The following is a 22823-nucleotide window of genomic DNA, read 5'->3' as shown; positions in this document are numbered from 1 at the left end:
CAATTAATCGCGGCATAATCCAAACTGTACGAGTTCAAAGAACGTGCGCATGATCAAGAAAATCACATCTGCCCTTCTGGCAATCCCCGCACTGCTGCTGCTTAGCGGCTGTAACCTCGTGGTGATGAACCCTTCGGGCGACGTCGCCATCCAGCAGCGCGACCTCATCATCACGTCCACGGTTCTGATGCTGCTCATCATCGTCCCGGTTATCGCCCTGACGCTGTTCTTCGCATGGAAGTATCGCGAATCGGCGAAGGCCGAGGATTACGATCCCGAATGGCATCACTCGACGCGCCTTGAAATGGTGATCTGGTCCGCCCCGGTCGCCATCATCCTGATGCTAGGCACGGTGACCTGGATTTCCACCCACCGTCTCGACCCCTACCGCCCGCTGGAGCGTATCGACGAAAACCGTCAGGTTACCGCCGAAACCAAGCCGCTTACGGTGGAAGTGGTGGCCATGGACTGGAAGTGGCTGTTCTTCTACCCCGAGCTCGGCATTGGCAGCGTCAATGAATTCGCAGCTCCGGTCGATGTTCCGATCAACTTCAAGATCACCGGCACGACCGCGATGAATTCGTTCTTCGTTCCGGCACTCGCCGGCCAGATCTACGCCATGGGTGGCATGCAGACCAAGCTGCACGCGGTCATCAACAAGGAAGGCGTTTATGACGGCTTCTCGGCCAACTTCTCCGGCCCCGGCTTCTCGCATATGCGCTTCAAGTTCCATGGTCTCAGCCAGCAGGGCTTCGATCAGTGGGTTGCGAAGATCAAGGATGGCGGCAAAGGCTTCGGTCGCCAGGAATATCTCGACTTTGCCAAGCCTTCGGAACGTGAGCCGGTGCAATATTTCGCCTCCGTCGATCCGCAGCTTTACGATGCCATCCTCAACCGCTGTGTCGAGCCCAACAAGCTCTGCATGCGTGACATGATGCATATCGACGCCAAGGGCGGCGGCGGCAAGGAAGGCATCGATATCGCCAAGGCGCTGAACTCCGTCGTCTGCACACCGCTTTCACCTTACGGTGTCGCCAGCGGACCCCAATCCACTCCGGCTGCGATCGAAGGACAGACTTTCGAACCCGCGGCGCTGCCGGAAACGAAACAAGTCGCTGGCTGACGGATAAGTCCCGGCATTATGCGGCGCGGCCAATGGCTGCGCCGATCTTATGTCTTAGAATCGCAAGAGGCTAAAAATGATCGTCAATTCCGATCAAACGTCATTCCTGTTCGGGAAGCTGACATGGGAGTCCATCCCGCTTCACGAGCCCATTCTCGTCGCGACCTTCGCGGCAGTGGCTCTTGGCGGCATCGCCGTCGTCGGCGCCCTCACCTATTTCCGGCTGTGGGGTTATCTCTGGAATGAATGGTTCACGAGCATCGATCACAAGAAGATCGGTATCATGTACATCATTCTGGCACTCGTCATGCTGCTGCGCGGTTTCGCAGATGCCATCATGATGCGCGTCCAGCAGGCGATCGCCTCCGGTGGATCGGAAGGCTATCTTCCGCCGCACCATTACGACCAGATTTTCACGGCCCATGGCGTCATCATGATCTTCTTCATGGCCATGCCGATGATCACCGGTCTAATGAACTTCGTCGTGCCGCTGCAAATCGGCGCCCGCGACGTTTCGTTCCCCTTCCTCAACAACTTCTCATTCTGGATGACCACGGCCGGCGCCGTCATCACCATGATCTCGCTGTTCATCGGTGAATATGCGCAGACTGGCTGGCTTGCCTATCCGCCGCTTTCCGGCATTGATGGAAGTCCGGGCGTGGGTGTGGATTATTACATCTGGGGTCTGCAGATCGCCGGTGTGGGCACGACGCTCTCTGGTATCAACCTGATCGTCACGATCATCAAGATGCGCGCACCCGGCATGACCATGATGCGGCTGCCGATCTTCGTCTGGACGTCGCTGTGTTCGAACATCCTGATCGTGGCATCCTTCCCGATCCTGACCGGCACGCTCGCCCTTCTGACCCTTGACCGTTACGTTGGCACGAATTTCTTCACCAACGATCTCGGCGGCAACCCGATGATGTATGTCAACCTCATCTGGATTTGGGGCCATCCCGAAGTTTACATCCTGGTGCTGCCGGCCTTCGGCGTCTTCTCGGAAATCGTCTCGACCTTCTCCAACAAGCGTCTTTTCGGTTATGCCTCGATGGTCTATGCGACGGGTGTCATCACCATCCTCGCCTATATCGTGTGGCTGCACCACTTCTTCACCATGGGTTCCGGCGCAAGCGTCAACGCTTTCTTCGGCATCACCACGATGATCATATCGATCCCGACCGGTGCGAAGATCTTCAACTGGCTCTTCACCATGTACAAGGGCCGCATCAAGTTCGACGTTCCTATGCTGTGGACGATCGGTTTCATGATCACCTTCGTCATCGGCGGCATGACCGGCGTTCTTCTCGCTGTTCCGCCGGCGGACTTCGTGCTCCACAACTCGCTGTTCCTCATCGCCCACTTCCACAACACCATCATCGGTGGCGTGGTGTTCGGTGTGCTTGCGGGTATCGTTTACTGGTTCCCGAAGGCCTTCGGCTACCGCCTGGATCCGTTTTGGGGCAAGCTGTCCTTCTGGTTCTGGTTCATCGGCTTCTACTTCGCCTTCATGCCGCTCTACATTCTCGGCCTGATGGGTGTGACCCGCCGTATCAGCCAGTTCGAAGACAATTCGCTCCAGATCTGGTTCCTGATCGCAGCCTTCGGCGCCTTCCTGATCGCGCTCGGCATCGCTTCCTTCGTCATCCAGCTCATCGTCAGCTTCTTGAAGCGCGATCAGCTCCGTGACGTGACCGGCGATCCCTATCATGGGCGTACGCTGGAGTGGTCGACCTCGTCGCCTCCGCCTGCCTACAACTTCGCTTTCACGCCGGTTGTGCATGACGTCGACGCCTGGGCGGATATGAAGAAGCGCGGTTACGACCGTCCCAAGGAAGGCTTCATCCCGATCCATATGCCGAAGAACACCGGTGCGGGCGTAATCATCAGCGCCATCAGCGTCGTGCTTGGCTTTGCCTTGGTGTGGCACATCTGGTGGCTGGCGGCTCTGTCCATGCTCGCCATCATCGCGGTCTCGATCGCCCATACCTTCAACTACAACCGCGAATACTACATTCCTGCCTCCGATGTTTCGACAGTCGAGGCGGAACGTACGAAGCTGCTTGCGGAACAGGCGTAACGAATATGGCTCATACACCTGCACAAAGCGCCGCGGGCGCGGAAACACCGGTCTTCTACCTGAAAGAAGACCACCATCCGGAGAACGGCACCTCGCTGGGCTTCTGGCTCTATCTGATGAGCGACTGCCTCATCTTCGCAACGCTGTTTGCCACCTATGCCGTTGTCGGCCGCAACTACGCGGCCGGCCCTTCGGGCGCAGATCTGTTCGATCTGAAGCTTGTGGCGATCAACACCGCCTTCCTGCTTTTCTCTTCCATCACCTATGGCTTCGCCATGCTGGAAATGGAAAAGCAGAAGGTGAAGACGACGCTGATCTGGCTCGGCATCACCGGTCTCTTCGGTCTCGCCTTCCTCGCCGTGGAACTTTACGAGTTCCATCACCTGATCGAAGAAGGTGCAGGTCCACAGCGTTCAGCGTTCCTTTCCGCCTTCTTCGCGCTGGTTGGAACGCACGGTCTGCACGTCACCTTCGGCGTGATCTGGCTCGTCACACTGATGTTCCAAGTCGCAAAACATGGTCTGATCGCCGCAAACAAGCGTCGCCTGATGTGCCTGTCGATGTTCTGGCACTTCCTTGACGTCATCTGGATCGGCGTCTTCTCCTTCGTTTATCTCATGGGAGTTCTTTGATGAGTTCCGAAGCACACGCACACCACGACGCGCATGGCGACGACCATCATCACCATGATGGCGCCAGCCACGGCACGTTCAAAAGCTACATGATCGGCTTCGTCCTGTCGGTCATCCTGACGGCGATCCCGTTCTGGCTGGTCATGGGCGACGTTCTTGAAAACAAGACGCTGCTGGTCATCGCGATCATGGGTCTCGGCGTCATCCAGATCTTCGTGCACATGATCTACTTCCTGCACATGGACACCAAGTCCGAAGGCGGCTGGACCTTCATGGCGCTGATCTTCACCGTCGTGGTGCTGCTGATCACGCTCTCCGGCTCACTCTGGGTCATGTACAACATGAACAAGAACATGATGCCGCTGCACATCGAGGATGTGAAAAACCTGCCCTGAGCAGCCATAGATCAACGGCCTGCCGGATTTCCGGCGGGCCGCTTTCTGCGCCAGCACACTACCCCCGCAGCGCATAACCCCATGAATCGTCGGCGCGATTTATGGGGTTATTTGCTGGAAGACCCGGATGCCGACAGCCGACAGCCGACAGTGTTGCCGCAGCAAACCGCATGGCCTTGCAAGGACTGTGAAACCATGACCGATCCGTCGACAACCGCCCCGCACACGCGACGCATCCGCCCCGCAGCAATCGTCGTCCTGCTTCTGACTATTGTACTGACAGGCTTCCTGCTGGCGCTTGGAACATGGCAGGTTCAACGCCTCTTCTGGAAGCTCGATCTCATCGAACGCGTCGAAGCTCGCGCCCATGCCGCACCTGTGGATGCACCGGCAGCCCGCGAATGGCCGGCCCTTGCCGATCCCGCAGAGTATGAATATCGCCGCGTGAAACTGTCCGGCACCTTCCTCAACGACAAGGAGGTCCAGGTCTATACGGTCAGTGATCTCGGCCCCGGCTACTGGGTGATGACGCCGCTGAGACGCGATGACGGATCGAATATCATCGTCAATCGTGGCTTCGTGCCTTCCGACAAACGCGATCCATCCTCGCGCCGCGAAGGGGAACCAAGCGGGCAGGTCGAGATCGTCGGGCTGATGCGCGCGCCAGAAACCGGCGGGCTTTTCCTTCGAACCAACGATCCGGCAAATCGGCGCTGGTACTCCCGCAATATCCCGCAGATATCGCAGGCATCCGGCCTTTCCGGCGTGGCGCCCTTTTATGTCGATGCCGATGCGACGCCCAATCCGGGTGGCCTACCGGTCGGCGGCAAGACCATGCTCACCTTCCCCAACAACCACCTGTCCTACGCCATCACATGGTACATTCTTGCAGCCATGGTAATTGCCGCTGGATGGTACGTGCTGCGCAATCTCAACGCGCCGAAATCGAAACGGGAAGAGGATTGAACAGCCGGTTTTACCGGATGGTTCATAAAATCACTTCCTTCTTCACGTTTTGCTGATCTATAACGACAGTTCGGCCTGACATTGCCCGTCGGCGCATTTTCGTTTCGGTGAGTTATGGCAAGAGCATTTCTTCTCGTTCTGGATTCCTTCGGTGTCGGCGGTGCGCCTGACGCGGAGCATTATGGCGACCTCGGCGCCAATACGCTCGGTCATATCGCCGAATTCTGCGCCGCAGGTGCTGCCGACAGGCCGGGCCTTCGGGCGGGTCCGCTGAAGCTGCCCAACATGTCTTCGCTTGGTCTTCTGGAGATTGCACGACAATCAAGCGGCGACATTCCCGCCGGCATGGAACCGCCGGAGCGTATTTTCGGCCTGCATGGCTCTGCCAGCGAAATATCGAAGGGCAAGGATACGCCCTCAGGCCATTGGGAGATCGCGGGCACGCCCGTCACCTTCGACTGGGGCTACTTCCCGACAGAGGGCGACGCCTTTTCTCCCGAACTGGTGGAAGCCATCTGCACGCAAGCGGATATTCCAGGCATTCTCGGCAACTGCCACGCTTCCGGCACCGAGATCATCGCGAAGTTTGGCGAAGAGCATATCAGGAGCGGCAAGCCGATCTGCTACACCTCATCCGATTCCGTGTTCCAGATCGCCGCGCACGAGGCCCATTTCGGATTGCAGCGGCTCGTCACGCTCTGCGAGACGGTGCGCAAGCTGCTCGATCCGCTGAATATCGGCCGTGTCATTGCCCGTCCCTTCATCGGCGAGACGGTCGCAACCTTCGAACGCACCGGCAACCGCCGCGACTTCTCCGTTCCGCCGCCCGAACCGACGTTGCTCGACCGCCTTGTGGAGGCTGGCAGGAAAGTGCACGCGATCGGCAAGATCGGCGATATCTATGCCCACAAGGGTGTCTCGCGCATCATCAAGGCAAATGGCAACAGCGCCCTGATGGATGCAACGCTGCACGCTATTGACGAAGCCGAAAACGGCGATCTTGTCTTCACCAATTTCGTGGATTTCGACATGCTCTACGGCCATCGCCGCGATGTTGCCGGTTATGCGGCGGCGCTTGAAGCCTTCGATGCGCGCATTCCGGAAATCCATCGCAAAATGGCGCCGGGCGACATCGCCATTCTTACCGCTGACCATGGTTGCGATCCCACATGGCGGGGCACGGACCATACACGGGAAAGAGTGCCGATCATGGCATTCGGGCCGGGCATCCGCTCCCGCGATGTCGGCATTCGTTCAAGCTACGCCGACATCGGCGAAAGCATCGCCCACCATCTAGGAATCGAGGCCGGTTCGCACGGCAGGAGCTTCATTTGACATCGCATTTGCTGAAAGCGGAAATTCACTGCCACCTGGAAGGTGCGGCACCCCCTGCCCTCGTCGCACAACAGGCTGAGAAATACGGCATAGACACCAGTAGCTTTCTGCGCGACGGCCAGTACGTCTGGTCGGATTTTGCGCAATTCATCCAGTGCTACGATGCGGTGGCGCAGGTGTTCAAGACCGATGAGGACTATGCGGTTCTGACGCAAACCTATCTGACCGAACTTGCCGAGGCCAATACGATCTATAGCGAGCTCATCATCTCGCCCGATCATGGCGACCGCATCGGGCTCGGCGCTGACGCCTATCTCTCCGGTATCGCCGAGGGCATCCGGATCGCGAAAGAAAAGACCGGTATCGAAACCCGCATCATCGTGACCGGCGAGCGGCATTTCGGTCCTGAACGGGTCATCGCGGCGGCTGAATATGCAGCACGGACGAAACATCCGCTGGTGACCGGTTTCAACATGGCGGGCGAGGAGCGCATGGGCCGCGTCGCCGATTACGCACGCGCCTTCGACATTGCCCGCGATGCCGGCCTTGGGCTGACCATCCATGCGGGTGAGGTCTGCGGACCGGAAAGCGTCGTCGATGCGCTCGATCTCGTAAAGCCGTCGCGCATCGGCCATGGCGTGCGCGCCATCGAAGACGCCGCTCTCGTCGATCGGCTGGTTGAGGCGGGAACAGTGCTTGAGGTCTGCCCCGGATCAAATATCGCGCTCAACGTTTATCCCGATTTCGGCAGCCATCCGCTGAGGACGTTGCGCGATGCCGGGGTGCGCGTCTGCATCAGTTCCGACGATCCGCCATTCTTCTTTACCTCGCTTGCCCGGGAATATGCGCTGGCTGCGGATGCTTTCGGTTTCAGCGATGCCGAGATTAACCGCATGACCCGAACCGCACTGGAAAGCGCCTTTGTGGATGAAGTCACACGCGCCCGGCTGCTTGCGAAACTCGATAGCCACTAGGCATCGGTTGGCGGGGTAAAACCGCGAAGAAGGCTTGCGAAAAGCCTGCTTTCGGTGAATTACAGGGGCACAGGATAAAAAAGGAAGGCCAGTTTCATGGACGGCGTCACAGTCATCGAACATCCGCTGGTGCGGCACAAACTTACCATCATGCGCAAGAAGGAAACCTCGACAGCCGGCTTCCGCCGCCTGCTCAGGGAAATCTCGACGCTGCTCTGCTATGAAGTGACGCGCGACCTTGAAATGACGATGGAAACCATCGATACGCCGCTCGAAACCATCGAGGCTCCGGTGCTGGAGGGCAAGAAGCTGGTTTTCGCCTCCATCCTGCGTGCCGGCAACGGCCTTCTGGAAGGCATGCTCGAGCTCGTGCCTTCGGCGCGTGTTGCGCATATCGGCGTGTATCGCGATCACGATACGCTGGAGGCGGTCGAATATTACTTCAAGGCTCCCGAAAGCCTCGATGCCCGCCTGATCATCGTCGTCGATCCAATGCTGGCGACCGGCAATTCCTCCATCGCTGCGGTTGAAAAGCTGAAGGAGCGGGGCGCGAAGAACATCCGCTTCCTGTGTCTGCTGGCTGCACCCGAAGGCATCAAGAATTTCCGTGAAGCGCATCCCGATGTGCCGATCTATACTGCCGCAATCGACAAGCAGCTGAATGAAAAGGGTTATATCGTTCCCGGCCTCGGCGATGCCGGCGACCGCATGTACGGCACGAAGTAACACCGTTCATCATCGCTTAACCGTTTGAGCCATTCGCCGACCAACAAGCGGCGAATGGCTTTTTTCTTTTAAGATTTCAGCATGTTTTGCGTCTATTCTGCATAGGGATAACCCTGCTTTCTCAGGAGCGACGACTTGCTGGCGCGTACGATTTTTCTGCTTATCGGTCTTTCGGTCAGCGCCACGCAGATTCCGGCGCTGGTGGAAAAATTTCAGCCGCGCCCGGAAGCCAAGGTGGAAAAAGCCGAAGTCAAATCGGAAGCCGTCAAACCGGAACCCGTTTCGCTTGGTGGCGTCAATCTGAAAGCGGACGCACGCGGCCACTTCAACGCCGCCTTCCGTATCAACGGCAAATCTTTCGACGGGCTTGTCGATACCGGCGCCTCCATGGTTGCCATCAATGAGACGATCGCCCGGCGGCTCGGTTTCGGCGTCAACAGCCTCGATTTCAAATATCCGATCTCAACCGCCAACGGCCAGACCATGGCGGCCTATCTGAAGCTCGACCGGGTGGAAATCGGCACGATCCGCGTTCAGAATGTCGACGCCATGGTGCTGAAAGATAATGCGTTGAGCAACATGCTTGTTGGCATGAGCTTCCTGAAACAACTATCGTCATTCAAGGTATCGGGTGGCGAAATGAGGCTGGTCAGGTAATTCGCTCGAGGACCACAGTGCTGGTTTCCATCGCAGTGTCAGCAACCCCATAGCAGGCCGTAATCCTTTTGACGGCAAGTTCCGCTTCTTGCTTAGAGGCCGCATGGACGCAGGCGATTGGTTCGCCTTTTTCCACTTTTGTGCCGAGCGGCAGGATATCGGAGATCCCGACCGAGGGGTCGATCTTGTCTGACGGCATTCTTCTGCCGCCGCCAAGCTCGACAACGACCATGCCGAGATCGCGCGTCGCACAGGATGCCAGCCAGCCGCTGCGCTCAGCCGAAACCGGGAGAATAACCGGCGCCGATGGCAGGTAACGCGATGGATGATCGACAAAGTCCGCAGGCCCGCCAAGTGCTGCGACCATTTTCGCAAAGACTTCCATGGCACGCCCGGAGGAAAGGGCGGCCTCAGCCAGCGCCTCGCCTTCATCCAGAGTGGCCGCGCTGCCCGCTTGCACCAGCATTTCCGCAGCAAAGGCAAGAACCACCTTTTCGAGACGCGTTCCCGCCTTGCGGCCAGCCAGAAAGTCCAGGCAATTGACGATTTCGACCGCATTGCCTGCGGCATCGCCAAGCGGCTGGTTCATGTCGGTTATAAGAGCCGTCGTCGGCAGGCCTGCGCCATTTGCCACATCGACCAGCGCGACGGCGAGATTACGGGCATCCTCCACACTCTGCATGAAAGCGCCGTTGCCGACCTTCACATCCAGAACCAGCGTCTGAAGTCCGGCCGCAAGCTTCTTAGACAGAATGGAGGCGGTGATCAACGGGATGGAATCCACCGTTGCGGTCACGTCCCTGATAGCATAGAGGCGCTTGTCTGCGGGGGCGAGATCGCCCGTCTGGCCGATGATGGCACAGCCGACCGTCTTGACCGTCCGGCGGAACAGGGCTTCGTCCGGCATCACATCGTAACCGGGGATCGCTTCCAGCTTGTCGAGCGTGCCGCCGGTATGGCCAAGGCCCCTGCCGGAAATCATTGGCACGGCAAGACCGCAGGCGGCAACGATCGGGGCGAGCATCAGGGAGACGTTGTCGCCGACGCCGCCGGTCGAGTGCTTGTCCGCCACCGGCCTGCCAATATCGTTCCAGGAAAGGACATCGCCGCTGTCGCGCATGGCGAGTGTCAGCGCCACCATCTCGTCGCGGTTCATACCCCGGAAAAACACCGCCATGGCAAAGGCAGCGGCCTGGCCTTCCGATATGCCGTCCTTGGACAGCGCCTCGATAAAAGCGGCAATCTCCTGCGGCGCAAGAGACAGGCCATCACGTTTGCGGCGGATGATTTCCTGCGGGATCAAGCTCAATACCCGCTGGCGGCCTTGGCCGGTTCGCCGCCGGCCAGCACGTTCAGGACATCATCGAGAACGCCGGAAGCGCCGAAGCGGAACGTGGACGGCATGGCCCAGTCGGGCGCCATGATTGTTTCCGCCAGCCGCAGATAAAGCGTGGCGTCTTCCACCGTGCCGACACCGCCGGCAGGCTTGAAGCCCACCTTCTGCCTGCTGTCGCGGATCGCCTGCAACATGATATCGGCGGCTTCCAGCGTGGCGTTGATGGCGACCTTACCTGTTGAGGTCTTGATGAAATCGGCCCCTTCGGCAATGGCGAGTTCGGAAGCACGACGAATGAGAGCCTTGTCCTTCAGCTCGCCGGTTTCGAGAATGACCTTGAGAAGAACGGGTGCGACGCAGACCTTGCGTACGGCAGCCACCATCTCGGAAACAGCCGTTTCATCGCCTGCTATGAACTTACGATAGGGGATGACCAGATCGATTTCGTCGGCACCGTCGCGGATAGCCGCCTCGGTCTCCGCCACCACGGTCGCAACATCCAGATCGCCCGAAGGAAAATTGACGACCGTGGCGATACGGATCGCATGGTCTTTTCCGAAAGCGGCACGCGCCTGGGCGACGAAACGCGGCCAGATGCAGATCGCGGCGGTATTGCCGTATTCGGTATGAGCCCTCTGGCACAAAGCAGCAATCTGCTCGGGCGTGCAGTCTTCCTTGAGGTTGGTCAGGTCCAGCAAGGATAGTGTCAGGGCAGCCGCTTCGCGCGGACGCTGGAGTTCCATGGTCACGCTCCTCCTGCGATCATTTCTTTCAAGATGGCGGCAAGCCTCTTGCCGCCTACCGGAGCCATGTCCTTGGTTTCCTCATGGCTCAGTTCAGCGCCAGTCATGCCGGCACCGTAATTGGTAATAACCGATGCGGCGGCAACGCGCATCCCGAAAAAGCGGGCGAGGATGACTTCCGGCACGGTGGACATGCCGACGGCATCCGCACCCAGCAGCCGCGCCATGCGGATTTCCGCCGGCGTTTCGAAACTCGGGCCGGAAAACCACATATAGACGCCGCCGAACAAGGGCACCGTCGCGCGGATCGCGGCATTACGCATGGCGAGCATCAGGTCAGGATCATAAGCCGTGGTCATGCCGACGAAGCGGTTGTCGCTCTCTTCGCCAATCAGCGGGTTCATGCCGGAATAATTGATATGATCGGTGATCTGCATGACCGAGCCGGGCGGTATGTCCTGCCTGACCGAGCCTGCAGAATTGGTGAGGATGAGCGACTGCACGCCAAGACCGGCGAGCGCCTCAATGACCGCGCGCATGGCGGCCGGATCGCCTTTTTCGTAATAGTGCACCCGGCCGGACAGCATCATCACCGGCTCGCCACCGAGATATCCGGCCACCAACTCGCCCGCATGGCCAGAAACGCCGCTTGCAGGGAAACCGGGAAGTTCGGCATAGGGCACGCGGATCGCATCGCTGACCTCGTCCACAAGCGACCCCAGGCCTGAGCCCAGCACGATGGCGATGCGCGGCATCAGGCCATTCAGACGCTCCACCAGAATATCGATCAGCGTATCCGGCATCAGGGCAGCTCGGTCTTGAAGCTGAAGGGCAAAAGTTCATCCATGGTCATGACCTTCTGAACACCGGTTTCGTCACAGAGATAGACCTTGGTGTCTGGCGAGGCGAATTCGGCGATCTTCTGCCGGCAGCCGCCGCAGGGCGGGCAAAGAGCAAGCTTTTCCGCGATGACGGCGATCTCGCTTATCTTCTTTGCTCCACCCATGATCATGGCGCTGATGGCCGAAGGCTCGGCGCACCAGCCTTGAGGGAAGGAGAGGTTCTCGATATTGGCGCCCTTGTAGATCTTACCGTCTTCAGCGCGGATTGCCGCACCGACAGGGAATTTCGAATAGGGCGCATGGGCAAAGGCCATGGCCTCCACCGCTGCCTCGAACAACTGATGGGACATTGGTTCACGGGACATGGATTTAACGCTCCTTCGCATAGGCAACGCCACCGGCCTTGGGGGGCTTGGCGACGCCGATGAAACCGGCAAGCAGGATGCAGGTCAGAATATAGGGCATGGCCTGGAAAATCTGCACCGGCACTTCACCGATACCCGGCACGGATTTGCCCTGCATGAAGTTGGCGAAAGCATCCAGGAAACCGAAGAGCAGGCATGCGAACATGACCGGCACCGGCTTCCATTTCGCGAAGATCAGCGCGGCTAGTGCGATATAGCCCTTGCCGGCCGACATGTTGGCGATGAAGGCCGCCGATTGCGCAACGGCGAGATAGGCGCCCGAGAAACCGCAGAGGAAGCCGGCAACGATGACGGCGCGGTAACGCATCCATGTCACCGAAATGCCCGCCGTATCGACCGCGCCCGGATTTTCACCCACCGCGCGCAGGCGAAGGCCGAAACGGGTGCGGTAAAGCACCCACCAGGACAGCGGCACTGCCAGAAAGGCGAGATAGGTCAGGATATTGTTGCCGGAAATGACATTGGCGTAGAGCGGGCCGATGAAAGGCACTTCGCGCATCGCATCCGCACCAGGCAGGATGATCGGTGCGAAACGGCCTTCGCCCGGCAATTGCGGCGTGCGCCCGCCCTGCCCGAACCACGCCTGCCCCAGAACCACCGTCAGACCGGCGGCAATGAAGTTAAGCGCCACGCCCGAAACGATCTGGTTGCCGCGATTTGTGATGACGGCAAAGCCGTGGATCAGCGAAAACAGGATGGAGACGGCGATGCCCGCAAGCAGGCCTGCCCAGGGATTTGCGGTGAGATAGGCGACACAAGCCGAAGCAAAGGCTGCCGCCAGCATCTTGCCTTCAAGGCCGATATCGAACACGCCCGCGCGTTCGGAAAACAGCCCGGCAAGCGCCGTAAACAGAAGCGGGATGGTGAGACGGACGGTCGAGCCGAGAATGCTGACCAGCATATCGAAGAAATCCATATCAGCTCACCCCTTTGCCAAGCGCTGGTAGATGCGGACGATCGCCGGCCGGTACATGTATTCGAGCGCGCCGGCAAACAGGATAACCAGACCCTGGATGACGACGATCATCTCACGGGTAATATTCGGCATCTCGAAAGAGAGGTCTGCACCGCCCTGATAGAGAATGCCGAACAGCAGCGCCGAAAACAGAATGCCGAGCGGGTGGCTTCGCCCCATCAGCGAGACGGCGATGCCGACGAAACCCGCACCGCCGACAAATTCCACCTGCAAGCGGGCGGACGCGCCCATGACCGGGTTCAGCGCCATCATACCTGCCAGACCGCCGGAAATGAGCATGGCGATGATGACGGTGCGCGCATAGGGAATGCCGGCATAGACGGCGGCCGAGGGGCTGACGCCGAGCGTGCGCATCTCATAACCGAGCTTGGTGCGCCAGATCAGCACCCAGACGAGAAAACACATGACCAGTGCGATGATGAAGGAGACGTTGAACGGCGCCGGCCCGAGCTTCAGGCCGAACAGCGCCATCAGCCAGTCGAGCTTCGGCAATTGCCCACCTGGCAGAAAGGTGCGCGTTTCCGGCGCCATCTTGCCCGGCACGATCAGCACGTTCACCAGCAGATAGACCATCAACGCCGCAGCGATGAAGTTGAACATGATGGTGGTTATGACGACGTGGCTACCGCGTTTTGCCTGCAGCCATGCTGGAATAAACGCCCAGGCCGCGCCGAAAACCGCAGCGCCGATGATGGCGAAGGGCATCGTCACATACCAGGGCACATAACGGTCGAGCGCCAGCGCCACCAGCGCCGCGCCCAGTCCGCCAATATAGGCCTGGCCTTCAGAACCGATGTTGAACAGACCGGCATGGAAGGCGACCGCCACAGATAGGCCGGTGAAGATGAAACTCGTCGTATAAAACAGCGTGAAGCCGATGGCATCGCCACGACCTAGCGCACCTTCGATGAGCAGGCGAAGCGCCGCGAGCGGATTTTCACCGATCGACCAGACGACGAGGCCGGAAATCAGAAATGCGGTAACTACATTTAAAAACGGCAGGAGGCCGTAGGTGATCCAGTTTGGCAGGGGTACGGAAGCGGTGCTCATTCATGCCTCATGCGGCGATGCCGGCCATCATCAGGCCCAGCGTCTGTTCTTCGGCTTCCGCCGTTTTTTCTCCAACGACACGCCCGGCGAACATGACCATGATCCGGTCCGAAAGGGAACGGATTTCATCGAGTTCAACCGAAACCAGCAAGATCGCCTTGCCGGCATCGCGCATTTCGATGATGCGGCGATGGATGAATTCGATGGCGCCGATATCCACACCGCGGGTCGGCTGGCCGATGATCAGCATCTTGGGGTCACGCTCGATTTCGCGGGCAACGACGATCTTCTGCTGGTTGCCGCCGGAAAAATTGGCGGTCTTCAGCTGCGGGTTCGGCGGGCGGATATCGTATTTCTCGATCTTTTCGACTGCATCCTTGCGGATGGCCTCGGGGTTGAGGAAAGGGCCTTTGCCGTATCGCTCGTCATGGTGATAGCCGAGGATGGAATTTTCATATTCCTCGAATTTCAGCACCAGCCCCATATGGTGCCGGTCTTCCGGAATATGTGCGAGACCGAGTTCGCGCAGAATGGACGGATCGGGTCGGTCAACCTTCTGCCCGGCCACCCATATCTCTCCCGAGTAAGGCTTGCGGATGCCTGCGATCGCTTCGAGAAGTTCGGACTGGCCATTGCCGGCCACACCGGCGATGCCGACGATTTCGCCGGCGCGGACATCCAGCGAGACATCGTCCACCATGGTGACGCCCCGGCTGTCCTTGACGGTCAGATTACGGATGGAAAGGAGAACCTCGCCCGGCGTCGTCTCGCCTTTTTCCACCCGCAGCAGCACGCGACGGCCGACCATCAGTTCGGCCAGTTCCTCAACGCTGGTTTCGGAGGTTTTGCGGGTCGCCACCATTTCGCCGCGGCGCATGACGGAGACGGAATCCGTGATCGCCATGATCTCGCGCAGCTTGTGGGTGATGAGGATGACGGTTTTGCCCTGCTCACGCAGGACACCGAGGATCTTGAAAAGATGATCGGCTTCCGCAGGCGTGAGAACGCCGGTCGGCTCGTCGAGGATCAGGATTTCGGCGCCACGATACATGGCTTTCAGGATTTCGACGCGCTGTTGCAGGCCGACCGGCAGTTCTTCGATCACAGCATCCGGATCTACTTCCAGCCCGTAGTCGTCTTCAAGGCGCTTCAACTCCTTGCGCGCAGCCGCCCTGCCCTTGGCAAGCGATGCGCCGCCTTCCGCGCCCAGCATGACGTTTTCCAGCACGGTGAAATTTTCCACCAGCATGAAATGCTGATGCACCATGCCGATGCCCGCACTGATCGCAGCCTGGCTGTCGCGGATCGATACCGGCGCGCCGTTTACCCGGATTTCACCGGCATCAGCCTGGTAAAAACCGTAGAGGATCGACATCAGGGTCGATTTTCCGGCACCGTTTTCCCCGATGATGCCGTGGATCGTACCCTTGGCAACGGTCAGGTTGATATTCTTATTGGCGTGAACGGCACCGAATTTTTTATCGATGCCCACGAGTTCGATTGCTGGGTCCATACTCAAACCGAAACCTCTCCGAAGGCTGGATATGAAAAGGGCGCAAGGTGAAAAATCACCATGCGCCCCAGACACATATCATATCATTTCGGGCAGGAATTGTCCGCCATATAGTCATGAACCTTGATGGTGCCGGCAATGATGTCGGCCTTCGCCTTGTCCACGGCGGCGGTCATTTCCGGCGTGATCAGGGCCTTGTTGTTGTCGTCGAGAGCATAGGCAACGCCGTCTTCCTTGACGCCGAGAGCAACGATGCCGGGGGTGAACTTGTCGTCCTTGGCATCCTTGTAGGCGTTGTAGACGGCCAGATCGACGCGCTTGACCATCGAGGTCAGAACCGAGCCGGGGTGCAGGTGGTTCTGGTTGGAATCGACGCCGATCGAGAATTTCTTGTTGTCGGCAGCGGTCTGCAACACGCCGATACCGGTCGCACCGGCTGCCGCGTAGATCACGTCAGCGCCCTGGTCGATCTGGTTCTTGGTCAGTTCGCCACCGCGCACCGGATCATTCCAGGCCGCACCCGTGGTGCCGGTCATGTTCTGGAAGACTTCGATCTTGTCGTTGGCAGCCTTGGCGCCCTGCGCATAACCACAGGCGAATTTACGGATCAGCGGAATATCCATGCCGCCGATGAAGCCGACCTTACCGGTCTTGGAGGCCATGCCTGCCAGAAGACCGACGAGATAAGAGCCTTCGTGCTCCTTGTAGACGACCGAGCGGACATTCGGCAGCTCGACGACGGAGTCGACGATGACGAACTTGGTGTCAGGGAATTCGGCTGCAACCTTTTCCATGGCCGACGTCCAGGCGAAGGACACGGCAACAACCGGGTTAAAGCCCTTGCTGGCGAAGTTGCGGATAGCCTGCTCACCCTGCGTATCGCTGGTCGGTTCAAAATCGCGGAACTCGATGCCCGTTTCTGCCTTGAACTTTTCAGCGCCAGCCGCGGCGGCTTCGTTGAACGACTTGTCGAACTTGCCGCCCGTACCATAAACCAATGCCGGCTTGATATCGGCAGCAAGCGCGGAAGCCGACATGGCGGCGAGCGCAAAAAGCGTCAGAAGGGATTTTTTCATTGTGCAGCCCTGTTGTTGCAATTGATATTTTAAGGGTCCTCCCGCAAACCCGTTGACCGGGAATGTCTGCGGAACCGCCAGCCGTTATCCCGGCTGTGCTTGGCTCATATCCTTGCATGGCTCAATGAAAAATTCATCCGGTTTTTTTGACCCGGTGGAAAAACTTTATTCTGGCGTTTTTTTGGTCTTTCCACCTGGGCAACGTGCAAAAAATCTAGTCGATATTGCAGCTTACGCCGGTTCCCCTGAGCCCGCAGTAGCCGCCCGGATTCTTGGCAAGATATTGCTGGTGATAGTCTTCCGCGTAATAAAATGTTTCAAGCGGTCCAATTTCGGTGGTGATGGCGCGGCCATGCCCCGCCTCGTCCAAAGCCTGCTGAAAAGCGTCGTGCGCCTTCTGCGCCTGCTGCAACTGGCCTTCGGTATTGGCATAGATGGCGGAACGATAGGTCGTGCCGACGTCGTTGCCCTGCCGCATCCCTTGCGTCGGATCATGCTCCTCGAAGAATATCTTAAGCAGGCCTGACAGCGAGATGACGGCCGGATCGTAGACGACCTTGACCACTTCGGCGTGGCCCGTCTGGCCCGTCGTTGTCTCCTGATAGGTGGGATTGCGGGTAAAACCGCCGGCATAACCCACCGCCGTCACCCACACACCCGGCGTCTGCCAGAACAGGCGCTCCGCACCCCAGAAGCAACCCATACCCAGATAGATGATTTCCAAACCATCGGGATAAGGCCCCTTCAAGGGCCGGCCATTGACGAAATGGGTCTCGGGCACGGCAAGCGCCTCTTCACGGCCGGGCAAAGCCGTCTCTTCGGTCGGCATCGTCGTCTTTTTTGAAAGCGTATCGAACAGGAACATTCGGTCCTCCGTGCGGCCGATTATGCCGCTTCTCAGGGTTCACATCTGCGGGGCGCGCGCGCTGTCAGTTGATAAATTCAGACTGACGAACGCCTCATCACTTTGCGCTTCCTGTAACCGGCCATCCAGCAAAGCAGGGATAGCGCGAGGAAAAAAGCAAATGCCGGCAGTCCCGACAGGGCATTTTCAATGAAGCGCCACGCTTCAGGGTGAATATAGTGAGCCAAGGCCGTTTCCACCATGGTGCGCGAGGCAGGAAGAAGATAGTCCCAGACGGACAGGATGCCGGTGATATTGACCGAGGATGTGGAAACCGAGCGGATCGAATCGAGTACGCCAAGAAAAACAGCTGCAATGAGAAGAAGAAAGCTCAAAAACCGCAAAAAAGCTTTCATCAGGATACCTCGGTTGCGGCCCGTCGTTTCGACAGCCATGTTTTGAAAGATATATTGCATCGATAAAGGCGGGAAAACCGGTTTGCAATCGCATCGGAAGGCAGGAAATTGCCGACAATTCAAAAAACTGTCAGATTCGTGTTGATCCCAGCGAATTCATCGGTATATATCGCGCCGTTCCAGTGATTTGCATTCCTCAAAACATGCAGATTTGAAAAAAGGACAGGTGGCCGAGTGGTTTAAGGCGCACGCCTGGAACGCGTGTGTGCGTGAAAGCGTACCGTGGGTTCGAATCCCACCCTGTCCGCCATTTCACCTCACCTCAATGACTTTATAAACGCGCCTCCGCATCGCCATGACCGTGGCAGTCAAAGTCACGTTTTTGCCCTTCTGCATGCCTTGATGGCTATGCTTCTGCACTGACAGGGGTTTCATCCGCTTTTTTGCAGCGCTTCACCCTCTCTTGCGCCTTGCAGCAGGAAAAATCGCTCCTTATATACGCCGCATAACAGCAGCGAATACTGCAAATCCAAGTCAAGGAGTTGTCCATGGAATGCCTCACGGGGTTCCGACAGCTCGCTTCAAGGAGAGAAGAGCATGGCAAAAGTAATCGGTATCGACCTTGGCACAACCAATTCCTGCGTTGCAGTGATGGACGGCAAGGACACGAAAGTTATTGAAAACGCGGAAGGCGCGCGCACTACGCCATCCATGGTGGCATTTTCCGACGATGGCGAACGCCTTGTCGGCCAGCCGGCTAAGCGCCAGGCGGTCACCAACCCGACCAACACTCTGTTTGCGGTCAAGCGCCTCATCGGTCGCCGTTATGAAGACCCGACCGTCGAAAAGGACAAGGCTCTCGTTCCCTTTGAAATCGTCAAGGGCGATAATGGCGACGCATGGGTGAAGGCTCAGGACAAGAACTATTCCCCTTCGCAGATTTCCGCGATGATCCTTCAGAAGATGAAGGAAACGGCTGAATCCTACCTCGGCGAAAAGGTCGAGAAGGCCGTCATCACCGTTCCGGCATACTTCAACGACGCCCAGCGCCAGGCAACCAAGGATGCCGGCCGCATCGCCGGTCTGGACGTCCTGCGCATCATCAACGAGCCGACCGCGGCGGCCCTCGCTTACGGCCTCGACAAGAAGGACGGCAAGACCATCGCCGTTTACGACCTTGGCGGCGGCACCTTCGATATTTCCGTTCTGGAAATCGGCGACGGCGTTTTCGAAGTGAAGTCCACCAACGGCGACACCTTCCTCGGCGGTGAAGACTTCGACATGCGTCTGGTCGAATATCTGGCCGGCGAGTTCAAGAAGGATCAGGGCATCGACCTGAAGAACGACAAGCTCGCTCTGCAGCGCCTCAAGGAAGCTGCCGAAAAGGCCAAGATCGAACTTTCGTCCTCGCAGCAGACCGAAATCAACCTGCCGTTCATCACGGCTGACGCTTCCGGTCCGAAGCACCTGACGCTGAAGCTGACCCGCGCCAAGTTCGAAAGCCTGGTGGACGATCTGGTGCAGCGCACCGTCGCCCCTTGCAAGGCTGCCCTCAAGGATGCCGGCGTTACCGCTGCCGAGATCGATGAAGTCGTTCTCGTTGGTGGCATGAGCCGCATGCCGAAGGTACAGGAAGTCGTCAAGCAGCTGTTCGGCAAGGAGCCGCACAAGGGCGTGAACCCTGATGAAGTGGTTGCCATGGGCGCCGCCATTCAGGCCGGCGTTCTGCAGGGCGACGTCAAGGACGTTCTGCTTCTCGACGTGACCCCGCTGTCGCTCGGCATCGAAACGCTGGGTGGCGTCTTCACCCGTCTGATCGATCGCAACACGACGATCCCGACGAAGAAGAGCCAGACTTTCTCGACCGCCGAAGACAGCCAGTCGGCCGTGACGATCCGTGTCTCGCAGGGCGAGCGCGAAATGGCACAGGATAACAAGCTGCTCGGCCAGTTCGACCTCGTCGGCCTGCCGCCGGCACCCCGCGGCGTTCCGCAGATCGAAGTGACCTTCGATATCGACGCCAACGGCATCGTGCAGGTTTCGGCGAAAGACAAGGGCACCGGCAAGGAACAGCAGATCCGTATCCAGGCTTCCGGTGGTCTTTCCGACGCCGACATCGAGAAGATGGTCAAGGACGCTGAAGCCAATGCCGAAGCCGACAAGAAGCGTCGTGCGGGTGTCGAAGCCAAGAACCAAGCCGAAAGCCTCGTTCACTCCACCGAGAAATCGGTGAAGGAATATGGCGACAAGGTTTCCGAAACCGACCGCAAGGCCATCGAAGACGCCATTGCCAGCCTGAAGACGGCCGTTGAGGCTTCCGAACCGGATGCCGACGACATTCAGGCAAAGACCCAGACCCTCATGGAAGTTTCCATGAAGCTCGGTCAGGCCATCTACGAAGCGCAGCAGGCTGAAGCCGGCGCTAACGGAGAGGGCGGCAAGGACGACGTCGTCGACGCCGACTATGAGGAAATCAAGGACGACAAGAAGTCCGCATAATCGCGTGACTTCCCGTCTCCTGTCGATACATGCAAGACATCCGGCTGCCGAAGTGCAGCCGGAAATCCATTTGCGAGGCTTGTTATCTTAATGGCGAAAGCAGACTTTTACGAAACACTCGGCGTCAGCAAGACCGCGGACGAAAAAGAGCTGAAAAGCGCCTTCCGCAAACTCGCGATGAAATACCATCCGGACAAGAACCCGGATGATGCTGATTCCGAACGGAAGTTCAAGGAAATCAACGAAGCCTATGAAACGCTGAAGGACCCGCAAAAACGCGCGGCCTATGACCGTTTTGGCCACGCCGCCTTTGAAAATGGCGGCATGGGCGGCGGTGGTATGGGCGGCGGCGGTTTCGCCAATGGCGGCTTCTCGGATATCTTCGAAGACATCTTCGGCGAGATGATGGGCGGCGGACGCGCACGCCGCTCTTCCGGCGGTCGCGAGCGCGGCGCCGACCTTCGCTACAACATGGAAATCACGCTGGAAGAAGCCTTTGCCGGCAAGACGGCGCAGATCAGGGTTCCAACCTCGATAACCTGCGATGTCTGTTCCGGTTCCGGCGCAAAACCCGGCACGCAACCCAAAACCTGCGGCACCTGTCAGGGTTCCGGTCGCGTGCGCGCAGCCCAGGGCTTCTTCTCGGTAGAACGCACCTGCCCCACCTGCCACGGGCGTGGACAGACGATTTCCGATCCGTGCAGCAAGTGCCACGGCCAGGGCCGCGTGACGGAAGAGCGTTCGCTTTCGGTCAACATTCCCTCGGGTATCGAGGATGGCACCCGCATTCGCCTGCAGGGCGAAGGCGAAGCCGGCATGCGTGGCGGCCCGGCGGGCGATCTCTACATCTTCCTGTCCGTGCGTCCGCATGAGTTCTTCCAGCGCGACGGTGCCGATCTCTATTGCACCGTGCCGATCTCCATGACGACGGCCGCTCTTGGCGGCACCTTCGATGTGACGACGCTCGACGGCACGAAGTCTCGCGTCACGGTTCCGGAAGGCACCCAGCCAGGCAAGCAGTTCCGCCTGAAGGGCAAGGGCATGCCGGTGCTGCGTTCGGCGCAGACTGGCGATCTCTACATCCAGATCCAGATCGAGACACCGCAGAAGCTCAGCAAGCGCCAGCGCGAGCTGTTGCAGGAGTTCGAGCAACTCTCGTCCCAGGAGAATAATCCGGAATCGACCGGCTTCTTTGCCCGGATGAAGGAATTCTTCGACGGCTGATCTGCGGCCGTTACCCACTAAAAAAAGCGCCGCCGTCTTTCGGGACTGGCGGCGTTTTTCGTTGATATCAGCCAGTAAAACCGCCCGCATCAAGATATTGCCGTTCCTCCGGCGTCGTTTCCCGCAGCAATATGTCGTTGCGATGCGGAAAGCGGCCAAAACGTGCGACGATATCGCGATGCTCTTCGGCATGGTGGAGATAAAGCCCGCCAAGCGGCCGGTTGAGCGTGCAGGCACGCTCCTGATCCTCGATGCTTTCCGAATGGGAAAAGGGCAGATAGAAAAAGACCCGCAAATCCTCGGTCACCGCCTGATCGTGGCCGCGACGGATGGCCTCGCTGGCGAACATGCGTGCCAGCGGATCGGTCGCATACATATGCGCTGTGTCGCGAAAGCAGTTACGCGGGAACTGATCCAGCAGAAGCATCAGCGCGAGGCTGCTTTCCGCACCGTCCAGCCAGCCATCCAATTCGCGCCTTGCAGCAGCAAAATGGGCATCGCGGAAACGGTCATGAAAGTGATCGTCGAAGGCGGCGTCCTTGTCGAACCCCTTGTCCTGTCCTGCCTGCTTCCAGAAATCCACAATTTCGGCGGCAAGTGCGGCTGTATCGCTCCTCATCGGGTCTCCCTCATCAATAATGCGGCGGCCGGGTGATTGCGGGTGCGTCCAGCGACTGCTCCTCAAGGCTCAGGAACCTTTCCGTCAACCGGTCGAGCTTGGCGCGGGTCTGTTCCACCACCTTCCACTGTTCCGTCAGCTGGTCGGACAGTTCCTCTATAGTCTTGGCCTGATGCGCGATCGTTTCCTCAAGCGCAATGATCCGTTTTTCGGTTTCCGACGTCATATCGACCTCTCTTTCCCGCCCTTCCTTGGCCCTAAAAAGCTTCAAGTCAACCATATGCCGCTTCGGTGAACCGGATTCCTCACAGCGATCCCATCAACGCAGAAACGCCGGCGACATTTCCATCACCGGCGTTCCGAATATTTCGA

General features: G+C 58.7%; 23 protein-coding genes and 1 tRNA gene. 12 read left to right on the top strand and 12 right to left on the bottom strand.

The genetic code is table 11. From position 1 onward, the window contains the following. Positions 1–49 precede the first annotated feature (49 nt). From cyoA to AC1DCP_RS00350, 9 genes are all read left to right on the top strand, one after another. A complete protein-coding gene (gene cyoA, locus AC1DCP_RS00390) occupies positions 50–1123 on the top strand; it encodes a ubiquinol oxidase subunit II (RefSeq protein ID WP_003514421.1) in 1074 nt (357 codons plus the stop codon). A 76-nt stretch (positions 1124–1199) separates the two neighbouring features. Beyond that, entirely contained in the window at positions 1200–3203 is a 2004-nt protein-coding gene (gene cyoB, locus AC1DCP_RS00385) for a cytochrome o ubiquinol oxidase subunit I (protein ID WP_003514419.1), read from the top strand. A gap of 5 nt (positions 3204–3208) precedes the next feature. Continuing rightward, positions 3209–3835, top strand: coding sequence for a cytochrome o ubiquinol oxidase subunit III (gene cyoC / locus AC1DCP_RS00380; protein WP_003514417.1), 627 nt, complete (start codon positions 3209–3211; stop codon positions 3833–3835). Next, positions 3835–4230, top strand: a complete 396-nt coding sequence (gene cyoD, locus AC1DCP_RS00375; RefSeq protein WP_003514416.1) for a cytochrome o ubiquinol oxidase subunit IV — start codon at positions 3835–3837, stop codon at positions 4228–4230. The genes cyoC and cyoD overlap by 1 nt, the downstream gene beginning before the upstream one ends. A gap of 195 nt (positions 4231–4425) precedes the next feature. Beyond that, complete coding sequence (locus AC1DCP_RS00370) at positions 4426–5196, top strand: SURF1 family protein (protein ID WP_065688472.1); 771 nt, start codon at positions 4426–4428, stop codon at positions 5194–5196. Between the two features lie 114 nt (positions 5197–5310). Beyond that, positions 5311–6531 (top strand): phosphopentomutase, encoded by a 1221-nt coding sequence (locus tag AC1DCP_RS00365; protein ID WP_065659752.1) that lies wholly within the window; start codon positions 5311–5313, stop codon positions 6529–6531. Then, the gene (locus tag AC1DCP_RS00360; RefSeq protein ID WP_065688443.1) at positions 6528–7505 is read left to right on the top strand and encodes an adenosine deaminase; all 978 of its coding nucleotides are present in this window, start codon (positions 6528–6530) and stop codon (positions 7503–7505) included. The genes AC1DCP_RS00365 and AC1DCP_RS00360 overlap by 4 nt, the downstream gene beginning before the upstream one ends. Before the next feature lie 96 nt (positions 7506–7601). Then, positions 7602–8231, top strand: coding sequence for a uracil phosphoribosyltransferase (gene upp / locus AC1DCP_RS00355; protein WP_003493096.1), 630 nt, complete (start codon positions 7602–7604; stop codon positions 8229–8231). 135 nt (positions 8232–8366) lie between these two features. Further along, positions 8367–8888 (top strand): TIGR02281 family clan AA aspartic protease, encoded by a 522-nt coding sequence (locus AC1DCP_RS00350; RefSeq protein WP_013635250.1) that lies wholly within the window; start codon positions 8367–8369, stop codon positions 8886–8888. Here AC1DCP_RS00350 and deoA read toward each other — a convergent pair. The 10 genes from deoA to AC1DCP_RS00300 all read right to left on the bottom strand — a co-directional run bounded on the left by deoA (position 8881) and on the right by AC1DCP_RS00300 (position 18109). Further along, positions 8881–10197: a thymidine phosphorylase gene (gene deoA, locus AC1DCP_RS00345; protein ID WP_081308565.1), complete on the bottom strand. Its 1317-nt coding sequence runs from the start codon at positions 10195–10197 to the stop codon at positions 8881–8883. The genes AC1DCP_RS00350 and deoA overlap by 8 nt on opposite strands. Beyond that, positions 10194–10967 (bottom strand): deoxyribose-phosphate aldolase, encoded by a 774-nt coding sequence (gene deoC / locus AC1DCP_RS00340; protein ID WP_003514408.1) that lies wholly within the window; start codon positions 10965–10967, stop codon positions 10194–10196. Before deoC ends, deoA begins: the two co-directional genes overlap by 4 nt. A 2-nt stretch (positions 10968–10969) precedes the next feature. Further along, complete coding sequence (locus tag AC1DCP_RS00335; protein WP_003514406.1) at positions 10970–11770, bottom strand: purine-nucleoside phosphorylase; 801 nt, start codon at positions 11768–11770, stop codon at positions 10970–10972. Next, positions 11770–12159, bottom strand: coding sequence for a cytidine deaminase (locus AC1DCP_RS00330; RefSeq protein WP_019564546.1), 390 nt, complete (start codon positions 12157–12159; stop codon positions 11770–11772). Before AC1DCP_RS00330 ends, AC1DCP_RS00335 begins: the two co-directional genes overlap by 1 nt. A gap of 19 nt (positions 12160–12178) precedes the next feature. Beyond that, positions 12179–13150, bottom strand: coding sequence for an ABC transporter permease (locus AC1DCP_RS00325; protein ID WP_003514401.1), 972 nt, complete (start codon positions 13148–13150; stop codon positions 12179–12181). Positions 13151–13156: 6 nt separating this feature from the next. Next, positions 13157–14260, bottom strand: a complete 1104-nt coding sequence (locus tag AC1DCP_RS00320; protein ID WP_003514397.1) for an ABC transporter permease — start codon at positions 14258–14260, stop codon at positions 13157–13159. Between the two features lie 7 nt (positions 14261–14267). Further along, complete coding sequence (locus AC1DCP_RS00315) at positions 14268–15773, bottom strand: ABC transporter ATP-binding protein (RefSeq protein ID WP_003514394.1); 1506 nt, start codon at positions 15771–15773, stop codon at positions 14268–14270. Between the two features lie 83 nt (positions 15774–15856). Next, complete coding sequence (locus tag AC1DCP_RS00310; RefSeq protein WP_003514392.1) at positions 15857–16849, bottom strand: BMP family lipoprotein; 993 nt, start codon at positions 16847–16849, stop codon at positions 15857–15859. Positions 16850–17063: 214 nt separating this feature from the next. After that, the gene (gene msrA / locus AC1DCP_RS00305; RefSeq protein ID WP_019564547.1) at positions 17064–17714 is read right to left on the bottom strand and encodes a peptide-methionine (S)-S-oxide reductase MsrA; all 651 of its coding nucleotides are present in this window, start codon (positions 17712–17714) and stop codon (positions 17064–17066) included. Positions 17715–17791: 77 nt separating this feature from the next. After that, a complete protein-coding gene (locus tag AC1DCP_RS00300) occupies positions 17792–18109 on the bottom strand; it encodes a hypothetical protein (protein ID WP_065688473.1) in 318 nt (105 codons plus the stop codon). A gap of 220 nt (positions 18110–18329) precedes the next feature. On the opposite strand from AC1DCP_RS00300, the gene AC1DCP_RS00295 reads away from it, so the two are divergent. From AC1DCP_RS00295 to dnaJ, 3 genes are all read left to right on the top strand, one after another. Continuing rightward, a tRNA-Ser gene (locus AC1DCP_RS00295) sits at positions 18330–18419 on the top strand. A gap of 287 nt (positions 18420–18706) precedes the next feature. Beyond that, entirely contained in the window at positions 18707–20608 is a 1902-nt protein-coding gene (gene dnaK / locus AC1DCP_RS00290; protein ID WP_003514373.1) for a molecular chaperone DnaK, read from the top strand. Between the two features lie 90 nt (positions 20609–20698). After that, on the top strand, positions 20699–21832 hold the full coding sequence (dnaJ, locus tag AC1DCP_RS00285; protein WP_003514371.1) for a molecular chaperone DnaJ: 1134 nt from the start codon (positions 20699–20701) through the stop codon (positions 21830–21832). 67 nt (positions 21833–21899) lie between these two features. On the opposite strand, the gene AC1DCP_RS00280 is transcribed toward dnaJ, so the two are convergent. Together AC1DCP_RS00280 and AC1DCP_RS00275 are read right to left on the bottom strand one after the other, a co-directional pair. Continuing rightward, on the bottom strand, positions 21900–22451 hold the full coding sequence (locus AC1DCP_RS00280; protein WP_065688445.1) for a DUF924 family protein: 552 nt from the start codon (positions 22449–22451) through the stop codon (positions 21900–21902). Between the two features lie 13 nt (positions 22452–22464). Beyond that, complete coding sequence (locus AC1DCP_RS00275; protein WP_013635242.1) at positions 22465–22677, bottom strand: SlyX family protein; 213 nt, start codon at positions 22675–22677, stop codon at positions 22465–22467. Positions 22678–22823 lie beyond the last annotated feature (146 nt).

The sequence above is a fragment of the Agrobacterium sp. 10T429 genome, assembly GCF_056393925.1.
This window is presented reverse-complemented; position numbering and strand designations above follow the sequence as displayed.